The 18,943-nt window shown below is 61.8% G+C and carries 17 protein-coding genes; 1 reads left to right on the forward strand and 16 read right to left on the reverse strand.

Features of this window, described 5'->3' with window-relative positions; translation table 11 throughout:
- Positions 1–55: 55 nt before the first annotated feature.
- From ACLKMW_RS06360 to ACLKMW_RS06425, 14 genes are all read right to left on the reverse strand, one after another.
- Complete coding sequence (locus ACLKMW_RS06360) at positions 56–1,195, reverse strand: Re/Si-specific NAD(P)(+) transhydrogenase subunit alpha (RefSeq protein ID WP_415723550.1); 1,140 nt, start codon at positions 1,193–1,195, stop codon at positions 56–58.
- A 230-nt stretch (positions 1,196–1,425) separates the two neighbouring features.
- A complete protein-coding gene (locus ACLKMW_RS06365; RefSeq protein ID WP_415723551.1) occupies positions 1,426–2,703 on the reverse strand; it encodes an ArgE/DapE family deacylase in 1,278 nt (425 codons plus the stop codon).
- 78 nt (positions 2,704–2,781) lie between these two features.
- Entirely contained in the window at positions 2,782–3,738 is a 957-nt protein-coding gene (locus tag ACLKMW_RS06370; RefSeq protein WP_415723552.1) for an LLM class flavin-dependent oxidoreductase, read from the reverse strand.
- 24 nt (positions 3,739–3,762) lie between these two features.
- Positions 3,763–4,533, reverse strand: a complete 771-nt coding sequence (locus ACLKMW_RS06375; RefSeq protein WP_415723553.1) for a CoA-transferase subunit beta — start codon at positions 4,531–4,533, stop codon at positions 3,763–3,765.
- The gene (locus tag ACLKMW_RS06380) at positions 4,526–5,446 is read right to left on the reverse strand and encodes a CoA transferase subunit A (RefSeq protein ID WP_415723619.1); all 921 of its coding nucleotides are present in this window, start codon (positions 5,444–5,446) and stop codon (positions 4,526–4,528) included. The genes ACLKMW_RS06375 and ACLKMW_RS06380 overlap by 8 nt, the downstream gene beginning before the upstream one ends.
- A gap of 241 nt (positions 5,447–5,687) precedes the next feature.
- Positions 5,688–8,108, reverse strand: a complete 2,421-nt coding sequence (gene cofH, locus ACLKMW_RS06385) for a 5-amino-6-(D-ribitylamino)uracil--L-tyrosine 4-hydroxyphenyl transferase CofH (protein ID WP_415723554.1) — start codon at positions 8,106–8,108, stop codon at positions 5,688–5,690.
- Positions 8,105–8,794 (reverse strand): 2-phospho-L-lactate guanylyltransferase, encoded by a 690-nt coding sequence (cofC, locus tag ACLKMW_RS06390; RefSeq protein ID WP_415723555.1) that lies wholly within the window; start codon positions 8,792–8,794, stop codon positions 8,105–8,107. Before cofC ends, cofH begins: the two co-directional genes overlap by 4 nt.
- Positions 8,795–8,808: 14 nt before the next feature.
- The gene (gene cofD / locus ACLKMW_RS06395) at positions 8,809–9,816 is read right to left on the reverse strand and encodes a 2-phospho-L-lactate transferase (RefSeq protein WP_415723556.1); all 1,008 of its coding nucleotides are present in this window, start codon (positions 9,814–9,816) and stop codon (positions 8,809–8,811) included.
- Positions 9,813–10,583, reverse strand: coding sequence for a coenzyme F420-0:L-glutamate ligase (cofE, locus tag ACLKMW_RS06400; protein ID WP_415723557.1), 771 nt, complete (start codon positions 10,581–10,583; stop codon positions 9,813–9,815). Before cofE ends, cofD begins: the two co-directional genes overlap by 4 nt.
- Positions 10,584–10,588: 5 nt before the next feature.
- Entirely contained in the window at positions 10,589–11,254 is a 666-nt protein-coding gene (gene npdG, locus ACLKMW_RS06405; protein WP_415723558.1) for an NADPH-dependent F420 reductase, read from the reverse strand.
- 305 nt (positions 11,255–11,559) lie between these two features.
- Entirely contained in the window at positions 11,560–12,279 is a 720-nt protein-coding gene (locus ACLKMW_RS06410) for an ABC transporter ATP-binding protein (RefSeq protein WP_415723559.1), read from the reverse strand.
- Positions 12,272–13,066, reverse strand: a complete 795-nt coding sequence (locus ACLKMW_RS06415) for an ABC transporter ATP-binding protein (RefSeq protein WP_415723620.1) — start codon at positions 13,064–13,066, stop codon at positions 12,272–12,274. The genes ACLKMW_RS06410 and ACLKMW_RS06415 overlap by 8 nt, the downstream gene beginning before the upstream one ends.
- Positions 13,066–14,103, reverse strand: a complete 1,038-nt coding sequence (locus ACLKMW_RS06420; RefSeq protein ID WP_415723560.1) for a branched-chain amino acid ABC transporter permease — start codon at positions 14,101–14,103, stop codon at positions 13,066–13,068. The genes ACLKMW_RS06415 and ACLKMW_RS06420 overlap by 1 nt, the downstream gene beginning before the upstream one ends.
- On the reverse strand, positions 14,100–14,972 hold the full coding sequence (locus ACLKMW_RS06425) for a branched-chain amino acid ABC transporter permease (RefSeq protein ID WP_415723561.1): 873 nt from the start codon (positions 14,970–14,972) through the stop codon (positions 14,100–14,102). Before ACLKMW_RS06425 ends, ACLKMW_RS06420 begins: the two co-directional genes overlap by 4 nt.
- 618 nt (positions 14,973–15,590) lie before the next feature.
- On the opposite strand from ACLKMW_RS06425, the gene ACLKMW_RS06430 reads away from it, so the two are divergent.
- Complete coding sequence (locus tag ACLKMW_RS06430) at positions 15,591–16,511, forward strand: LysR substrate-binding domain-containing protein (protein WP_415723562.1); 921 nt, start codon at positions 15,591–15,593, stop codon at positions 16,509–16,511.
- 13 nt (positions 16,512–16,524) lie between these two features.
- On the opposite strand, the gene ACLKMW_RS06435 is transcribed toward ACLKMW_RS06430, so the two are convergent.
- Both ACLKMW_RS06435 and ACLKMW_RS06440 read right to left on the reverse strand, forming a co-directional pair.
- A complete protein-coding gene (locus ACLKMW_RS06435; RefSeq protein WP_415723563.1) occupies positions 16,525–17,685 on the reverse strand; it encodes an ABC transporter substrate-binding protein in 1,161 nt (386 codons plus the stop codon).
- Between the two features lie 209 nt (positions 17,686–17,894).
- Positions 17,895–18,875 (reverse strand): PDR/VanB family oxidoreductase, encoded by a 981-nt coding sequence (locus ACLKMW_RS06440; RefSeq protein WP_415723564.1) that lies wholly within the window; start codon positions 18,873–18,875, stop codon positions 17,895–17,897.
- Between the last annotated feature and the right edge of the window lie 68 nt (positions 18,876–18,943).

An 18,943-nucleotide genomic window follows, 5' to 3' on the forward strand; every position in this document is an offset into this window, starting at 1 on the left:
GGGAGGGGTAAAGCGGCGGGCTTGCGGCCCCGCCAGATCGCGGATGAGAGGCTGCTTAGTTAAGCGTCGCCTTCAGAAAGGCCGGATGAACGACGGCACCGTTACGCGTGAGATTGGTGCTCTTGATCAGTTCGTCTTCCCAATCGATCGCCAGGCTCGACTTGGACTGGTCGACCATGGTCGACACGAAGCTGTAGAGGTTGCGTGCGTAAAGGTTCGACGCTGTCGCGGCGACTTTCGAAATGGTCGAGTTGCCGATGATCTTGACACCGCGCGCGGTGGTGACGATCTCGCCGGCTTTCGAGCCTTCGATGTTGCCGCCGCGCTCGACCGCGAGGTCGACCAAAACCGAGCCGGCTCGCATGGTGTCGATCATCGCCTGGGTGACCAGCCTCGGCGCCGGACGGCCGGGAATAAGAGCCGTGGTGATGACAATATCCTGCCGGCCGATATGGGTAGCGATAAGCTCGGCCTGCCTTGCCTGATATTCCTTCGACATTTCCTTGGCGTAGCCGCCGGCGGATTCCGCAGCCTTGAACTCCTCGTCCTCGACGGCGACGAACCGCGCGCCGAGCGACTCAACCTGCTCCTTGGCGGCCGGGCGCACGTCGGTCGCCGAGACGACCGCGCCGAGACGGCGGGCCGTTGCAATCGCCTGCAGACCGGCCACGCCGGCGCCCATGACGAATATCTGCGCCGCAGGCACGGTTCCCGCCGCCGTCATCATCATCGGCAGCGAGCGGGTGAACTCGGCCGAGGCGTCGATCACCGCGCGATAGCCGGAAAGGTTTGCCTGGCTGGACAGCACATCCATCGCCTGCGCGCGCGTGATGCGCGGCATCAACTCCATTGCGAAGGCGGAAACGCCAGCGCTCGCCATGACATCGAGCCCGGCTTCCGGCCTATGCGGGTCCATGGTGGCGATGACGATTGCCCCAGGTTTGCAGGCCCGAATGACATCGCCGCTCGGCCGGTTCACGGCGAGCACGATGTCCGCATCTTTCACGGCCGACACGGCATCGGGAACGAGCCTGGCGCCGGCCTCTTCAAAATCCTTATCCGCAATACCCGCGCCGCCGCCTGCGCCGCCCTGAATCGAAACCTTGCCGCCCAGCGTCTCGTACTTCCTGACCGTCTCGGGCGTGGCAGCAACCCGCGCGTCGGTCATCGTGTCGGACAAAACCGCAATATGCATGACCCTCATCTCCTGAAAATCGAACGACGGCAGGGACCATCGACGCAATTTGCCGGACTTGCCCTAACGTCCACATGACTTTGCGCCTGGTTCAAACCGAAGTCAACCTATTTATAGTAAGATAGAATCATTTTGGAGCCAGACCATCCTTCAGGCACACGGATCATGAACAAAAAAAGGGCCCAGCCTTGGCTGGACCCCTCTTCGAGATTTGACAGTAATGCGCCGGTTTACCGGGCGGCTTCCCCGTTGCACCAGTCGTAGATGCTCAACGCCATGACCTTGATCGAGGTCAGGTAGTCGTCAATCGACACATATTCGTCATTGGCGTGCATGACGGCGGTCGAGCCCGGCCCGAAGATCACCGTCGGCGTGCTGCCGTAGCTGTTGAGGAAGCGCGTGTCGGCCGCGCCCTGGCGTCCGCTGATCACCGGGGTCTTTCCGGTCACTTCGGTGTAGGTGCGGCAGACCGTCTCCACGATCGCGTGCTCGCGCGGAATTTCCGACGCCTCGGCGTCATAGCCGACGAAGCGCACGACCGGCGGACGATCGCGCATCCACTCATCTTCGGCGGCAACCCTGGCGATCTTGTCGACCAGGCTTTGCTTGACGCCCTCGTGGTCCTCGCCCGGAACCGTGCCGATCGAGCCCTTGAGCACAGCACTTGCCGGGAAGGCGCTCGGATAATTGCCGGCCTGGAAGCTGCCGATGATGCAGGGCAGCGAGTCCAGCGCATTCGGGTAGAGCGGATGCTTGACGGTGGCGACGCGATGATCCTCAAGCTCCTGCACCGCCTTGACGATCTTGTTGCCGAGATCGATGGCGCTGATGCCGAGATAGCGCTGCTGGATGCCCGCCGGCTTGCCCTGGACGTCGATCTGGAACCAGATGCGGCCGATGCAGGCAGGCTGCACGGCCAGGTCGCTGGTCTCGCCGGAAATGCCGGCGTCAGCCTTGTAGCCGCGAATGACGGTGTCGAGCGTGCCGTGGCCGCTGACCTCCTCGTCGATGACGACATTGATCAGCACGTCGCCCTTCGGCGTCAGGCCGAGTTCCTTGAGATACTGGACGGCCAGGATGTGGCTGGCGACGCCGCTCTTCATATCGCAGGAGCCACGGCCATAGATGCGGCCATCCTTGATTTTCGCCGACCACGGATCGTCGCTCCAGCCCTCGCCATTGCCGACGGGAATGACGTCGGTATGGCCGTTGAGCAGCAGCGAACGGCCGCCGCCGGTGCCCTTGAGCGTGGCGACGATGTTGGGGCGGCCTTCATAGCCGCGATCGACCGGCCGGTAACCTGGGTGTTTCTTCAGCTCTTCCCAGTCGGTGTCCCACATGTCGACATCGAGGCCGATCTTTTTCATGTATTCGGACACATATTTCTGGATGGCGGCTTCGTCGCCTGTAACGCTTGGAATCGCGATCATTTCCTGAAGGAACGTGATCGCCTGGTCGCGGCTCTGGTCGACCTTGTCTAGAATCTTCTGGCGGTTGGCATCAGTCATGGAGAAGGGCTCCGAAATCCTGCTTGGCGGCTGTGCTTGCCCCGTGCGCGGACCGCACGGGGCTTTGATGCGGTGGGCTCAGCGATTCTTGAGGCGGGGGATGATGTCGCGAGCGATCGTCTCGACCTGATCCATCTCGTACTTGTAGGGAACGAAGATGATCTTCTGGACGCCGGCGTCCAGATGCTCGCGCAACTGCTCGACGCACTCGTCGACCGAACCCATGATGGCGCTCTCACGCGAGCAGTCGCTGTGCTCGGGGAAGTCCCACTCCTTGTTCAGCCAGTCCATCATCTCGTCGCGGACGGCTGCCTTGGACGGGCCAACCATGATCGGGAGCTGCGAGGCGTTCATTAGCGTATCCGGATCCTTGCCGGCTTCCTGGGCGAAGTTGCGGATCTTTGCCCAGGACTTCTTGAAGTCCTCCGGGCGATAGAAATAGGTCAACCAGCCATCACCATCGACGGCGGCGCGCTGCAGCACGCGGTCGACATAGCCGCCGATCAGAATCGGCATGCGCGGCTGCTGGAACGGCTTCGGATACATGACAGCCGACGAGATCTTGTGGTTCATGTATTCGCCGCTGACCTTTTCCTCGGTCCACAGGCGGTTCAGGATCTCGAGGTTCTCGGCCATGAACTTGCCGCGCTTTTCGAACGGAATGCCGACGGCGTCGAACTCGCGCTTGTACCAGCCGGAGGCCATGCCCATGATCAGGCGACCTTCCGAAAGCTGATCCATGCTCGAAAGCTGCTTGGCGAGCGCCACCGGGTTGCGCAGCGGCAGGACGAGGATGCCCGTGCCCATCTTGATGCGGGTGGTGCGCGCGGCAATGCCGGTGAGCACGGTCAGAGAATCGATGATCGGGAAGTTGGGGTCAACGCCAAGCAGCATGTGGTCCCAGACCCAGACCGAATCGAAGCCCAGTTCCTCGACGCGCACGCCGTATTCGATAAGTTTCTTGGCGTTCGGCATTTCCGGATAGGCGGTGAAATTGCGCGCGGCGATGCCGAACGTGTTGCTCAGTTTGGTCATGTAAATTCCTCCAGATGAATTGGATCAGGCCGTGAACAGGCGTTCGGGATCGAGGCGCCGCAGGATTTCGAGTTCGTGGTCGGTGGGCGGCTCGGTGACCGCGACCTTCTCGTCGAAGACCAGATCGAAGCCGGTATTGTCCTGAACGTTCTCGCGGGTAATGCCGGGATTGAGCGCCAGCACCTTCATGCGCCGCGTCTTGTCGTCGAAGCCGAACACTGCGAGTTCCGTGATGACGCGGAACATGCCGCCGGCAGGCAGGCCGCTTTCGCCGCGGCTCGTACCGCCGCGGATGAAGCCCGGGCTGGTGATGAAATCGACCTTCTCCACGAAGCGCCGCTTCTCGTGCTTCATGGCGACGATCATGTTGGTGAGGCTCGAAATGTCGTTGCCGCCACCGGTGCCGGGAAGGCGCGTCTTCGGGTCCGATGGATCGCCGATGAAAGACGAATTCAGATTGCCATACTGATCAATCTGGGCGCCACCCATGAAGCCGATGTCGACATAGCCGCGCTGCAGCAACAGCAGCACTTCGGCACTGCCGAGCACCATGTTGGCGCGCTTGGTGCAGCGCTGGTCATTGGTGGAGGGCGGCAGCTTGCCGGGCTCCACGAAGGCGCCGACGACGCCGCCCTCGAACAGGATGGTCAGACCCGGGCAACGCAGCTGCTGTGCAAGCGTGGCGGCCAGAAGCGGAACGCCGACACCTGCAAACACCACCTGCCCGTCGCGCAACTGGCGCGCACTCAAAATCGCCAGGATTTCGCTGGCGGTATAGCGCTGCGTGTCAGTCATTGTAGATGCTCCGGCCCCTCTGGCTTGCTTCGAGAAGTTCGTCCATGCCGATCAGGGAAAGATATTCGTTCCAGGATTTCGGCTCGTAGAAGTAGCGCTCGAGATAGTCGCGCATGCCCTTGACCGGGTCGGAATTGACCTGGGCGACATAGGCTTCCATGTGCTTCATCATCGGCTCGTAAAGGCCGTAGCACTCGTGCGGAGCCGAGCCGTAAGGCACCTCGACTACCGCATCGACGCAGAAGAACGGGATTTTCGTCTGGTCGGGGGCGCGACGGATCTGATCGTTGGAGACGATGCGCTCCGTGGTCAGAATCACGCGATTTGCGGCGAGCGCCAGATCGATGTCCATGAACTGCAGCCCGTCGATCTGGGCATTGCCATAGGCGTCGCAGCGCTGGACATGGATCAGAGCGACATCCGGGTTGAGGGCCGGCACCAGAAGCAACTGCTCGCCGGTGAAGGGACAATCGATCTGCTTGGCTTCCGGCCGCTGCTTCATGACGTCCGAGCCGAGCATCGAGCGGATCGGCATGAAAGGCACGCCCATGCCACCGGCGCGAAACCGCATGCCGACAGCCATGTGGCTCCACTCCTCATAGCGCTTGCCCTGCTTCTCGACATGGTGGCGCATGACCTTGGAGAGACCCCACAGAATTCCTTGCGCAAACCAGCTCGTCACGATGTGATCGGAAATTCCCGAACCAAACAGCAGGTCGCCGTCGGTCGAAACGATACAGCGCGAGCACGACAGGTTCTTGCGACGCTGGCGCACCAGCTCCCAGATCAATGCCATCGGCGTGCGCGACATAGTGGAACCGCCGATGCCCACCTTCATGCCGTCCTGGACGAATGAAGCGGCCTCCTCGAGCGTCATGACCTTCTCGCGCAGACTTCTGTCGCGCTGGGACATATTATCCCTGAGCCGCTTGTAGGGCTCTACCTGAGCTTCAAGCACACACTCCTCCTTCCATTGGCGGCAAGCCGCTCTCTGCAAAAATGGGCCGACCTCGGCGTTGAATTCGGTGATAAGCCGGCCTCGAGAGCCACCGCTTCACACAGCGTTCAAGTCAACCTATCATACTAATGTTAGTAAGACTAGTCCATGACGCAAAGAATCCACCGCTATTCACGCGGTGGATTCTTCTGCGAAATCAGCCGGCGCAGGCCGGCTGAAGGCTCAGCGGCGCATTTGGAAGCTGCTGCCGGCGCATGTAAGAACGCTCGCGCAGTGCCGCCGGCGCGTTGCCGTAGAGCGTATTGCGCTGCCGCGGCAAACGTCCGGAGGAGCGGATGATCTCCTCCATGCGTTGCGGCGTCATTTCCTGTCCATGACTGGCGCCGGCCGAACGCGAAATGCTTTCATCCATGAGCGTGCCGCCCAGATCGTTGACGCCGGCATTCAGACAATGCCTAACACCGTCCGGGCCAAGCTTCACCCAGGACGCCTGGATGTTGGTGATATGCGGATGAAGCGCCAGGCGAGCCACCGCATGCATCAGGATCGATTCGCGGAAGGTCGGGCCAGGCCGCGACTTGCCCTTGAGGTAGATCGGCGCCTCCATATGGACGAAGGGCAGCGGCACGAATTCCGTGAAGCCGCCGGTCTCGACCTGCAGGTCGCGGACTCGGATCAGATGCCGCGCCCAATGCTCGTAACGCTCGATATGGCCGAACATGATGGTCGCCGTCGTGCGGTAGCCGAGACCGTGGGCCGCGCGCATGACATCGAGCCATTCGTCCGTCTTGATCTTGTCGGCGCAAAGCAGTGCGCGCACCTCGTCATCGAGGATTTCGGCAGCCGTGCCCGGCAAGGTGCTGAGGCCGGCGGCCTTGAGTTTCCCAAGGAATTCCACGACCGGAATGCCAAGCGTCTTTGCGCCTTGCGAGACCTCGAGCGGCGAGAAGGCGTGAATGTGCATCTCCGGCACACTCTCCTTCACCGCCTGGCAAAGCTCGATATATTTGCTGCCGGTGTAGGACGGGTGGATGCCGCCCTGCATGCAGACTTCGGACGCACCGCGCTCCCAGGCTTCACGAACCCGGCGCGCCACCTCCGACATCTCCAGATCATAGGGCCGGCCGCGCAGATTTTCGCTGAGCTTGCCCTTGGAAAAGGCGCAGAACTGGCATTTGAAATAGCAGATGTTGGTGTAGTTGATGTTGCGGGTGACGACGTAGCTGACCACGTCGCCATTGACCTTGCGGCGCAGATCATCGGCCGCCCTGCACACCGCGGCGAATTCCTCGCCGCGCGCCCGAAACAGACGGACGATCTCGGCTTCGCCAAGCGGCTTTGCGTCGGCGGCCTTATCGAGGATAGACTGCAATTCGTCTCCTGCCGGCGCAAGCGCCGGTGCCTTGAGCAGCGCCACATCGGCCGCCGGCGGCTGGTCGGCCCGACCCGGGCACCAGCCGTCCATGCGCGGCCAGCCATCGGCATCGATGAAGTCGTAGAGCGGCGTGCGCAGCTTTGCATCGACCCAGCGCAGCGCGTGGCGAGCATAGGCAGGATAAATCGCCAGGCGCTCGGTCAGGTCCTTGCCCGCGGCCTTAGTGGCGGCCTCAAGCTCCTTGAGATGCGGCCACGGCGCCTCAGGATTGACGTGATCCGGCGTGACCGGCGAAACGCCGCCCCAATCGTTGATGCCGGCCGCAACCAGCTGGCTCAGCACGCCCGGGCTCAGATTGGGCGGAGCCTGGATGTTCATTTCGGGCTCGAACAGCAGCCGGGCGACGGCGATGGTCCAAAGATGATCCTCAAGCGACGGCGCCTCCGCGCCAGCCATCAGCGTGCCGGGCTTCGGCCTGAAATTCTGGACGATGATCTCCTGGATATGGCCGTGGGCGTCGTTGAGATCGCGCAGCGCCAACAGCGAGTCGATACGCTCGGCGCGGGTTTCACCGATCCCGATCAGGATTCCAGAGGTGAAGGGCACTGCATGTTCGCCGGCGCGCCTGATCGTATCGAGCCGCGCCGCCGGCAGCTTGTCCGGCGAGCCGTAGTGAGCGCCGCCTTTGGCGCACAGCCGCTCCGAGGTGCTTTCCAGCATGATGCCCTGCGATACCGACACGCGGCGAAGCGATGCAAAATCCTCGTCGGTCAGCAGGCCCGGATTGACATGCGGCAGCAGGCCGGTCTCGCGCAGCACCATCTCGGCCATTTCGGCCAGATAGGAGAGCGTCGTTTCGTGGCCGAGCTCGCTGAGTTCCTCGCGCGCCAGCCGGTAGCGAAGCTCGGGCTTGTCGCCGAGCGTGAAAAGCGCCTCCTTGCAACCGGCCTTCTTGCCGGCCTCGGCGATCGCCAGCACCTGCTCGCGCGTCAGAAAAGCCCTTTCACCCTTCCGGGGCGGATGCGCGAAGGTGCAGTAATGGCAAACGTCGCGGCAAAGCTGCGTCAGCGGAATGAAGACCTTGCGCGAATAGGAGACCGCATTGCCATGTGCTGCATCGCGTCGCGCGGAGGCAGCTGCGAGCAAAGGCGAAAGGTCGGAAATGTCGATCAGAGCGAGCGCTTCTTCGCGGGTCAAGCGGCGGTCCGGAGCAAAGTTGGTGAGAAGCGTGGAGACGCTCATGGCAGCAATACCTCCTTGAATGAACCGGCCGGAACCGGAAAGCCTATGCCGGCGAAATGGCCGATACAGGCACGCGTGCGCTTTGCCGGGCTCTCGCCATCGTAGAAGGCAAGGTCGGAAGCAACGTCGATATCGTGGCCGGCTCCGTCGAGCAGCAGCGTCCTGGGCTCGATTCCGAGCGCGCGCGCGGCCGCGACGTGGCGGGCGAAACTGTCGGGCCCGAATGCCGGACGCAAAAGCAGCGGCGGCGCCACGGCCAGAACATTGGTGCCGCCATCCCGCAGGGCGGGTGCGATGACCACAGGGCTGGAACGCAAGGCAGTCAGCACCGAATTGAGCTCCGCGACGGTGACGAACGGAACATCTCCGGGAACGACAACAGCGCCCGACTCGTGCTCGGCATCGAACCAGCGCATGCCGTGTCGCACGGCGCCGTTGATGCCGTCCTCGACCATATCGGGAATAACAGTCGCGCCGAAGCTGGCCGCTATCGAGGCGACCTCCGAGTCGCCGGTTACCACCAGAATGCCGGAAAGCCCGTCAACGCGCGAAAGCGTGCCAAGCACGTCGCAAAGCATTGCCCGTGCCAGCGCCTTGCGTTCGCCCGGCTCAAGTATGTCGGCCAGCCGCGACTTCGCGCGATCAAGCCGCTTGACCGGGACCAGTGCCCAAATGCCGCCGCGCATGCACGAATCCGCCTTCACCCGAGCGCCCTCGCCTTCGTCTGCAGATCGGCAGCGATCAGATCGACGAAGCCAAGCACTTCGCGCGCCAGTCTTTCGCGATCCTCGTCGCTCTTCATCAATGTCGGCGCCGCATGAACTCGACCCCCGATCCCGGCGCTGTCAGCGGCATCGACCTCATCGATGACGAGACCATGCAGCAGACCGCCATAATGCTGGGCGATGGCGCGGGAGGTTGCAGGCACATTGAGCTCCGCCATGATCTTCACGGTCGGTCCCTTGACCGCCGCACCCCCGATGATGGGCGAGACGGCGACAACCGGCACGCGCGCACCTTCAAGCAGCTTGCGGATTCCGGGCGTCGCCAGGATGGGATCGATGCTGAGGAAGGGATTGGACGGGCAGATCACGATGCCGCGCAGGTCGGGCGACTGCAGCGCGGCCGTAACCTGCGCGGAAGGCCGTGCCTCGCCCGCACCCTCGAAGACGATGCCGTTGACCTCCGGCGCGCAGCGGCGCTCGACGAAATAGCGCTGGAAAGGAAGCATTCCTTCCGAGGTTGCCAGCATGGTACGGATCGGATCGTCGCACATGGGCAGGATTTTCGATGCAATCCCATGGCGTTCAGCCGCCATCGCCATGAACTCGGTGAGCGAAACCCCGGTCCGAAGCTGATGCGTGCGCTCGACATGCAGCGCCAGGTCGCGATCGCCAAGCTGGAACCAGGCCTCGCCGCCGAGATGCCGCAACGCCTCCATGAAGTTCCAGCTTTCGTCGGCGCGGCCCCAGCCCAGTTCCTTGTTGGCAATGCCACCGAGCGTATAGAGAACCGTGTCCAGATCGGGCGAGACCAGCAGCCCGAGATGCTCGAAATCATCCCCGGTATTGACCACCACGGTCAGGTCGGAGCCGATCACGCGAGACAGGCCGAATGCCAGCTTGGCGCCGCCGACGCCGCCGCAAAGCGCGACGATGCGGCCCTTGCCCTCTTGCGAATTCGGCTGGGTCTGCACTGCGGTGCTCATCGGAACATATCCCTCTCGCGGTCTCGAATCAGCGACGACGCGGCACGGTGAGGTGCAGCCGAGCGGAAGCCGCGCACCAGCACCGCAGGAAGCCCTTCGTCGGCCTGCCCCATGAGCAGGGAAGCCGCGGAAGCAAGCTCGTCGGCCACGGCGATTTCGGTGACCTTCAGCGTGCGCCCGAACAGATCCTTGCTGCCAATCCGGTCTAGGAGCGACGGCACGCCGGCCGCACCCAGCGCCACGCCGACGACGCCATTGCGCCACGGACGGCCGAAGCTGTCATTGATGACGACGCCGATGGACACGCCGAACTCCTGTTCCAGCCGCCGCTTCAGTCCGGCGGCCGAGCCATCCGGATCGCGCGGCAGAAGCAGGACGCGATTGCCGCTCTCGCCATGGCTGATGTTGGATTCGTCGATGCCGGCATTGGCCATGACGAAGCCGAGCTTATGGGCGGCGACGATCACATGCTCGCCGACCTTGACGATTTCCTCGGACTCGGAAAGCACGACCTCGACATGGCGCGGGTCCTTGCCGAGCTTTTCGGCCAATTCTCGCGCCCGATCGGAAGGCTCTACCTGATCCAGATCGACATAGAGCCCTTCCGCCTTGGAAATGATCTTCTGGGCAATGACCAGAATGTCGCCATCGACCAGCCCGAGACCGTTCCTGCGCAAGGCGTCCGTGAGGATCGCCGCGAGGTCGTCGCCCGGCTCGACAAGCGGAATGTCGGGCAGGGCGTAGAAGGAAACGGGCGAGACGGACATCGGAATCAGGCCTGCAAGGCGCCTTCGAGGCCGGTAATGCTGATGCCGGCGCCCGGCACCTTGTACTGCCGGTTGATCCAGATCAGCACCGAAGTCAGCGCCTCTGCGGCTGCGGAATTGGCGAGCACGCCGCCGCCGACACCGCGCTTGGCAACCGCACCGGCGATCTCGATCACCGCGGCGCGCGCCTCCTTGTCGTCGCTGAAGACAAGCACGTCACAGTCAACGCGGCCGCCGGCGTGAAGCTTCGCGGCGCCGACATTGTGGAACGCCGAGACGACCCTGACGCCGTCGCCAAGCAGTCGCTGTGCGATCTGCGCGGCCGAGCCCTCGCCCGGAAGCTGAACCGTCGAGACCTTGGGCGGCACCAGCGGCACAGCCGCATCGACGACGATCTTGCCCTGCACGGCATGCTTGATCTCTTCGATGGTCGCATCGTGGCTGGAGAACGGTACGGCCAGAATGACGATGTCGGCGGCAGTGGCCGCGCCGACATTGTCCTCACCGATCACGCCGGCGCCGAGTTCCGGGGCGAGTGCGGCGGCCTTTTCGCGCGAGCGCGAACCGATCACGACCTTGTAGCCGGCCGCGGCCCAGCCCTTGGCAAGACCCGACCCCAAATCGCCGGTTCCTCCGATGATGCCAATGACCGGCTTGGACGTATCAGACATATTCAAACCTCGAGACTGTTGTTGTGGCAGTCAGCCGCGAGGCGTCGCGATGGATGAATACGCCGCTCCCGACTGCGCGAGCCCATCAAGGACTCGCCATTCAAAATACTTACTATCAATAGGAAGATAATACAAGTCGGATTCAGCACACGCCGGAATCTGGAACGGACGCCATACGGTGTCCCATACATCGTCGCCTTGCGCGTGAGGCGTTCAGGCCATGCCGACGATGCAGCAAGCGACGAATCTTTTCACAGATCCGTCAAAGCGGATGCGAGCGCGAAGAGCGCGCTCGCATCGAACAATCAGGCATGGGCAAGTCCGGCGCCGAGATAGGCTTCGCGGACATGCGGATCATTGATCAGCTTTTCGCCAGGGCCTTCCAGCACCATCGATCCGGCTTCAAGAAGATAGGCGTAGTTGCACATGTCGAGGGCGGCATAGGCATTTTGCTCCACCATCAGGACGGTCGTGCCCGACTCGCGGATGCCGCGGATGATCTCGAAGGTCTGTTCGACGATGTTCGGAGCCAGGCCGAGCGATGGTTCATCGAACATGATCAGCTTCGGCCGCGACATCATCGCGCGCCCGATCGCCAGCATCTGCTGCTCGCCGCCGGACAATGTGCCCGCAACCTGCTTGCGGCGCTCCGCAAGCCGTGGAAACAGACCGAAGATGCGATCCAGATCGGCGTTGATGCCTTTGCTGTCGGAGCGCAGATAGCAGCCCATCTCAAGATTTTCTTGCACCGACATGTGTGGGAACACCCGCCGGCCTTCCGGGCAATGCGCGATGCCGAGCGAGAGAATGCGACTGGCGGACATGCCGGTGATGTCCTGACCGCAGAAGAATATGCTTCCGCTTGCCGCCGGCACCAAGCCGGAGATGGCGCGCAGCGTCGTGCTCTTGCCCGCGCCATTGGCGCCGACCAGCACGACAAGCTGCTTTTCCGGCACTTTCAGCGAAATGCCCTTGAGCGCGGTGACTTTGCCGTAGCGGCAAACCAGGTTCCTGATCTCAAGCATGCTTAACTCCCTGACCCAGATAGGCCTGGATGACTTCGGGGTCGTTCTGGATTTCGGTTGGCGTGCCGTCGGCGATGATGCGGCCGTAGTTGAGAACCACGATACGGTCGGATACGCCCATCACCATCGGCATGTCATGCTCGACCAGGAGAATGGTCTTGCCCTTGGCGCGCAGCTTGTTGAGCAGGTTGATGAAGCGTCCCGTTTCCGAGGCATTCATGCCGGAAACCGGTTCGTCCAGCAGCAGAGCGGAGGGATTGGCGGCAAGCGCGAGCGCCACGCCAAGCAGGCGCTGGTCGCCGTAAGGCAAGCTGCCGCCGGGCTCGTCGGCCTGATGATCGATGCCGACCAGGCGCAGAATTTCCCATGCCTCTTCGCGCAGCGCCGCTTCGGCCTTGCGCTCCTTCGGCAGCGACAGAAGCGTGCCGAAGAGGCTGGCGGCCGTGCGGCGATGCAGGCCGATCAGCACGTTCTCGAAGACGGTGATCTTGTCGAACACGCTGGTGCGCTGGAACGTCCGCACCAAGCCCAGCGACGTCACTTCGTGCGGCTTGAGGCCGTTGAGCGACGTGCCGCGGAAAGTGACCCTGCCCTTGGTGGGCTTGAGGAAGCCGGTGATGACGTTGAAGGCGGTGGTCTTGCCGGCACCATTCGGGCCGATCAGGCTGACCAGTTCGCCCTCGCCGACATGGAAATTCATGTCGGAGATGGCGATCAGGCCGCCGAAATGGACCGCGACATGCTCGATGGCCAGGATCGGCTGACGGGGAGTTGTCTGTGCGTTCATCATTGCGGCGCCTTGCTGGTCTCGAGGGTCAGGGAGCGTCCGTCGCTCGCTGAATTCGACGGGCGGCCGAACCAGCGTTCGATGGCCGGTACGATGCCGTCGGGCAGGACGTAGACGATAAGGATCATCAGCAGGCCGTAGAGGATCCACTGCAGTTCGGGACCGACATAGGAGCGCAGCACCACCGGCGCGAGGCCGAAGATGATGCCGCCGACCACCGGACCGGCCAGGGTGCCCTTGCCGCCGGTGATCACCATGATGACCATGGTGACGGTGTTCAGGAACATGAAGATCATAGGATCGATGATCTGGATGTAGTGGGCATAGAGGCCGCCCGCAGCACCCGCCATTGCGCCGGCGAAGATTGCCGCCAGAACCAGGTATTTGGTGACGCTGATGCCGACCGACATTGCGAGGGTTTCATTCTCGCGCAGTGCGATCATGGCGCGGCCGAAGGGCGAGTAGACCAGCCGCTTGATAATCACATAGGCGACGATGATGGCGACGAGCACCACATAGTAGTTCTGCGCCTTGCCCCAGAGCGTGGCATAGCCGGTCCATTCGAAGCCGAGCGTCAGCGGCGGAATGCCTGGCAAGGCCAGCGGGCCATTGGTGAGTTCCACCCAGTTCAGCGCGACCAGGCGCACGACCTCGGCGAAGCTGATCGTGACGATGACGAAGTAGGCGCCGCGCACACGAAAGGCGAGCTTACCGATCAGATAGCCGCAAAGGCCGGCAACCAGCGTCCCGAGTATGACGCCGACAACCGGCGGCCAGGGCTCATGGGTAATCTGATAACCGAAGATCGAGACGCTGAAGCCAAGCGACGTCAGCGCGCTGACATAGGCGCCGATGCCGAAAAAGGCGACATGGCCGAGGCTGAGCTGGCCGGTATAGCCGAGCAGGAGGTTCAGGCTCATGGCTGCCAGCATGAAGATGCCGGAAACCACCAATGTGTGCAGGAAGTACTGGTCCTGGAGCCACAGCGGAACCGAAGCGAAGAACGCGACGGCAATATAGGGAAGAAAGCGTTTCATCCGATGCGCTCCGTGCGTGCGAACAGCCCCGTAGGCTTGAAGATCAGAACGATGATGATGATCAGGAAGCCCATCGCGTCACGGTAGCCGGACGAGATGTAGCCGGCGCCGATTTCTTCGGCAAAGGCCAGGATGAACCCACCGAGAGCAGCGCCCGTGATGTTGCCCAGGCCGCCGAGAATGACGATGGCGAAGGCCTTGAGGGAGGCGAGGTCGCCCATGGTCGGCGCAATGACGAAGACCGGCCCGAGCAGCGCGCCGGCAGCCGCCGCGAGCGCCGAACCGAGAGCGAAGGTCATGGTGTAGATGGCACTGATATTGACGCCCATCAAAGCGGCGGTGCCGCTATCCTGGAACGTCGCGCGCATCGCCTTGCCGAGCTTGGTGCGGTTGATCACAAGATAGGTGCCGGCAATCAGAAGAAGCGCGATCAGCAGAACCATGGCCCGCAGCCAGGAAATCGAGATCGGCCCGATCACCAGCGGCTCGGTCGGCAGCGGCGATGGCACCGACTTGGCGATACCGCCCCAGGTCAGATGCTCGACATTCTGCATGACGATCCAGGCGCCGATCATCAGAAGCATCGTGGTATCGATGTCGGCGCCGCGCTTGTTTCTCAACAGCGTGAATTCGATCGCCGCCCCCAGCACCATGCCGGCGACGATCGCGAACGCGATCGAGACGAAGAAATCCATGCCGAGAATGACGGCAAAGAAATACATCATGTAGGCACCGAAAGCATAAAGCTCGCCATGCGTGAAATTGACGATCCTCATGATCCCGAAGATCAGAGTGAGGCCGATGCCAAGCAAAGCGTAAGTGCCGCCCATGATGAGCGTGTTGACGAGATGTTGAAGTAACTGATCCAAGACTGTTCCTCACCAATTTTCCGAAGAACACGCTGTTTGCGGACAAGCGGATAGCATCGCACCTCCACAGCGGGGCGCCGCAACAATGTCTCTCCGCGTTGCCGCAGGAATTTCTGCCGATGTGAATATGTCGGGCGCTCGACCCGCTAGATCACCGCAGAACCGAGCGCCGGTTCATGCCGCGCCGGCACCGGCGCGATTCCTATCGAAAATCAACCATTCCTTGCTCCTCCAGCCTGACCGATGGCAAGACGCCTCCTCGCCGACAAAGCATGCTCCAACCCGCTTCACGGCGACGGCGCACACCTCCTCCTACGCGTTCCGAAGATCGCCCAAGGCCAATGCACGTTAAGGTCATATTATCATTAGGACCATAATAAGACAGGAACAACAAGAGCGCAAGCCCAGTTTTTTGCGCCATGCACCGTAATTGGAGAACGATGCGGGCTCCGGCTCGCGTCTTCGGCATTCATCGCTTACCGATGAATGTGGCCGTCTTCGGGAGCGGCGGCACATTCTCCAAATTCCTTCCCTCTTGTTTTCGCAGCGGATACGGTTGAGCTTGCACCGAGCCGGCAACGGCAGAACCAGGTCATAGTAACGAACCAAGAGGTCAGGATGGTTGAACTGCCGCCCCTTCGCGCGCTGCAAGTTTTCGAAGCTGTCGGACGCTTCGGGAGCATGACCAAAGCTGCCCAGGAGCTAAAGGTCTCACCGGGGGCGATCAGCCAGCAGATCAAGATCCTCGAAGAGGCGATGGGCCTACATCTCGTCGCCCGCAAAGGCAATGGGCTTGCGTTGACCGAAGTGGGGCTCGCCTATCACCAGGCAGTAGCGAAGGCGTTCGCGGATTTCCACAAGGCCAGCAGCGACATCGTCGAATTTCACCGCTCAAGCGCGCTGATTATCAGCGCCCTGCCGTTGATCGCCAGTCGCTGGCTTTCACCCAACATGTTCACCTGGCAGAAAACCCATCCGAATGTCTGCTTCCATCTGGAAGGCACGGCAATCGAACCGGTGCTCGACGGCAAGCCGTTCGATTTCCGCATCACCTACGCCGACAAGGCGCATCTGTTCGAGAGTTTCGTTCCGCTCTTCAACGATGGCCTTGTTCCGGTGTGCAGTCCCGAACTCGCTGCTTCCCAGCCGCTCGAAAAGCCTGCTGACCTGCTCGCGCACCGCCTTCTTACCATCGACTGGCGACCGTTCCTGTCGCCGGCGCCGACCTGGCAGGACTGGTTCCGCCTCGTTGGACTGGATGGCAGCGAAATCCGCGATTTCTTCATGCTTTCGCTGTCGAGCCTGGCGATCGAAGCAGCCATAGAGGGGCGCGGCATTGCGCTCGCGCAAAAGGCCATGGTGGCTGAAGAATTGAGAACCGGCCGACTGATCGCGCCTTTCGAGCAGGTCCTCATGCTGCCCTCGCCCTATATCCTTGCCTGGAACAGGACGGTCTTCGACAAGACGGGCGCCAGTGAATTCCATCGCTGGATCGTGGGTTTGGCACGAAAGCAGGAGAGGAACACACTGGCGCCGTGAGGCTGCCGAGTGGTTATTGCAGTACGTGGACCTTGCCGTTTTCCACCTTGCCGAAATAGATGTTCGGCGTGCTTTGCGCGCTTTCGGCGCCCGACTGACCGACCTTGGCAAAGGATACGGCACCATTCAGCACGTCGACCTTGGTTTCCCAAAGGGCTTTCTGGATGGAAACCGGATCGGTCGCGCCAGCCTTTTCGATCGCGGCGGCGATGACCTGAATGCCGTCATAGCCGCGGAAACTTTCGGTCAGCCCGGCGAAATTGTAGCCCTTGGCTTTCCAGGTTTCGATGAAAGCCCTGGTTTTCTCGGGATAAGCCGTATTCTCCGGTTCCCACGGGGCGAAGAAAACCAGGTGCGTGGTGTTTTCAGCCGCGCTGCCGGCCTGTTCGATCAGCTGGTCGGGATTTTGCGACCCGCCGGTGGTGATGATCTGCTTGTCGATGCCAAGCGCCTGCGCCTGCTTCAGAACCAGCGTCAACTGCTCCACCGCCGTCGTGACGATGATGGTGTCTGAGTCCGAGGACTTGAGCTTGGAAAGCTGCGAACTCACATCCTGCGTCGCCTGGTCCATCATCTCGACATAGCCGACCTGGATCGACTTGCTCTCGAGCATCTTGGTGAACTCGGTGACGGTGCTGCGGCCCCAGTCGTTGTTGATCACCAGGAAGTCGACCTTCTTGATGTTGAAAAGCCCAAGTTTCTCCTCAAATCCCTTGGCCTCGATGTTCTGCGTGGCCGCGATCCGAAACACATAGGGATTGCCGCTTTCGGTGATCTTGTTGGCGCCGGAAGTCTCCACCACCATCGGCACCTGATACTGCATGAGCTTGGGCATCGTGGCGAGCGTCAGGCTCGAGCCCCAGGCACCCAGCAGAACCGGCACCTTGTCCCTGACGATGAGCTTCTCGGTGACGGCCGCGGCCTCGGTCGGGTTGCTCTTGTTGTCCTCTATGACGAGGTTGAGCTTCTTGCCGAGGACACCGCCTTTGGCGTTGATTTCCTCAACTGCGATCTTCGCACCGTTGGTGACATAATCGCCCGATGCGGCGAACGCGCCGGTCAGCGGCATGTTCACGCCGATATTGATGTCCTCGGCATGCGACGGAACCGTAGCGCCGAACATCAGCGCGCCGGATATCAATGCAGATCTGAGTATTGAATTACGCTTCCTCATCTTATTCTACCTCCCAGTTCGAATAATTGGAAATATCGGGCCCATGCATTCCGGCCTTTTTCCGGGCCGGGATCTCACTCCATTTTTGTCGTTCAATCCGGTCTGGTATTACAGCGCCGCGTCAAGACGGACGTACAAGGACGCTCTAACTCTTTTGACTAAGCATCGGATCGATCCGAAAACCGGATTCCACTTTTCGGTCCGATGCCCTAGAGATCGAGAACCAGGGTTTTCGTCCTCGATCGCGAAACACAAGGCAGAATGACGGCGCCGGACTCACGCTGTTCGTCGTCCAGAAGATCGTCGTTGTGCTCCGGTACGCCGTCCAGCACCTTCACCAGACAAGTCCCGCAGATTCCGGCGCGGCAGGAATTGGAAATCTTGCAGCCGGCTTCTTCGAGAACCTTGAGCAGGCTTTTGCCGGCCGGTACGCTGAGCCTGCGACCGGAGTTTGCCAGTTCCACCTCGAACTCGCCGTCATCGACGATTTCCGGCCGTTGGCGCGGCGCAAACCGCTCGCGATGAAGCATGCCGGCGGGCCAGCCGAAGCAGTGGGTCTCGACCGCGTCGATCAACGGCCCCGGACCGCAGCAGTAAACGACCTGACCCGGCACGGGATCGGCCAGAAAGCGCTTGAGGTCGAGCAGGCCGTATTTGTCCTGCGGCACGAGATGGACATCGCCGCCGGAGAACTCACCGATTTCCTTGACGAAAGCCATCGAGCTTTCAGTGCGGCCACCGTAAAGCAAGGTCCAGCGCTTCCCCTTGGCCGCCACTTCCCGGATCATCGGCAGGATCGGGGTTATGCCGATACCGCCGGCGATGAACAGATAATGATCGGCCTCGACCAGGCGAAAATTGTTTCGCGGCCCAGCCACCTGCACGATATCGCCGGCGCGGAGCCGATCGTGGACGAATTGGGAGCCGCCGCGGCTATCGGGTGCCAGCAGCACGCCGACCCGCCACCGGTCGCGCTCGGAAGGGTCGCCACAAAGCGAATATTGCCGGGTCAGGTCCGACGACAGGATCAGATCGATATGCGCGCCGGGCTCCCAGGACGGCAGGGTGCCGCCGAAACCATCGGTCAGCACCAACGATACGACGCCCTCCGCCTCTACCTCCATTGCCTCGATCTTCAGCGACAACTGGTCGCTCAGGCCTTCGAATATGTTTTCAGGACGCGGATTCATGGGGTCAGCCTTCCAGGTTCCGGGAGTTGACGACTGCCCCGGCTAGGGTCCGGGGCAGTCCACGCTTT

This window comes from Borborobacter xinjiangensis, from assembly GCF_047739745.1.
Lineage (GTDB): Bacteria > Pseudomonadota > Alphaproteobacteria > Rhizobiales > Rhizobiaceae > Pseudaminobacter.

What these genes read in the sequence shown, in the direction of transcription:
- ACLKMW_RS06360 (WP_415723550.1), bottom strand. Translation starts at nt 1,195, where the DNA reads ATGCATATTGCGGTTTTGTCCGACACGATGACCGACGCGCGGGTTGCT.
- ACLKMW_RS06365 (WP_415723551.1), bottom strand. Translation starts at nt 2,703, where the DNA reads ATGACTGATGCCAACCGCCAGAAGATTCTAGACAAGGTCGACCAGAGC.
- ACLKMW_RS06370 (WP_415723552.1), bottom strand. Translation starts at nt 3,738, where the DNA reads ATGACCAAACTGAGCAACACGTTCGGCATCGCCGCGCGCAATTTCACC.
- ACLKMW_RS06375 (WP_415723553.1), bottom strand. Translation starts at nt 4,533, where the DNA reads ATGACTGACACGCAGCGCTATACCGCCAGCGAAATCCTGGCGATTTTG.
- ACLKMW_RS06380 (WP_415723619.1), bottom strand. Translation starts at nt 5,446, where the DNA reads ATGTCCCAGCGCGACAGAAGTCTGCGCGAGAAGGTCATGACGCTCGAG.
- cofH (WP_415723554.1), bottom strand. Translation starts at nt 8,108, where the DNA reads ATGAGCGTCTCCACGCTTCTCACCAACTTTGCTCCGGACCGCCGCTTG.
- cofC (WP_415723555.1), bottom strand. Translation starts at nt 8,794, where the DNA reads ATGCGCGGCGGCATTTGGGCACTGGTCCCGGTCAAGCGGCTTGATCGC.
- cofD (WP_415723556.1), bottom strand. Translation starts at nt 9,816, where the DNA reads ATGAGCACCGCAGTGCAGACCCAGCCGAATTCGCAAGAGGGCAAGGGC.
- cofE (WP_415723557.1), bottom strand. Translation starts at nt 10,583, where the DNA reads ATGTCCGTCTCGCCCGTTTCCTTCTACGCCCTGCCCGACATTCCGCTT.
- npdG (WP_415723558.1), bottom strand. Translation starts at nt 11,254, where the DNA reads ATGTCTGATACGTCCAAGCCGGTCATTGGCATCATCGGAGGAACCGGC.
- ACLKMW_RS06410 (WP_415723559.1), bottom strand. Translation starts at nt 12,279, where the DNA reads ATGCTTGAGATCAGGAACCTGGTTTGCCGCTACGGCAAAGTCACCGCG.
- ACLKMW_RS06415 (WP_415723620.1), bottom strand. Translation starts at nt 13,066, where the DNA reads ATGAACGCACAGACAACTCCCCGTCAGCCGATCCTGGCCATCGAGCAT.
- ACLKMW_RS06420 (WP_415723560.1), bottom strand. Translation starts at nt 14,103, where the DNA reads ATGAAACGCTTTCTTCCCTATATTGCCGTCGCGTTCTTCGCTTCGGTT.
- ACLKMW_RS06430 (WP_415723562.1), top strand. Translation starts at nt 15,591, where the DNA reads ATGGTTGAACTGCCGCCCCTTCGCGCGCTGCAAGTTTTCGAAGCTGTC.
- ACLKMW_RS06435 (WP_415723563.1), bottom strand. Translation starts at nt 17,685, where the DNA reads ATGAGGAAGCGTAATTCAATACTCAGATCTGCATTGATATCCGGCGCG.
- ACLKMW_RS06440 (WP_415723564.1), bottom strand. Translation starts at nt 18,875, where the DNA reads ATGAATCCGCGTCCTGAAAACATATTCGAAGGCCTGAGCGACCAGTTG.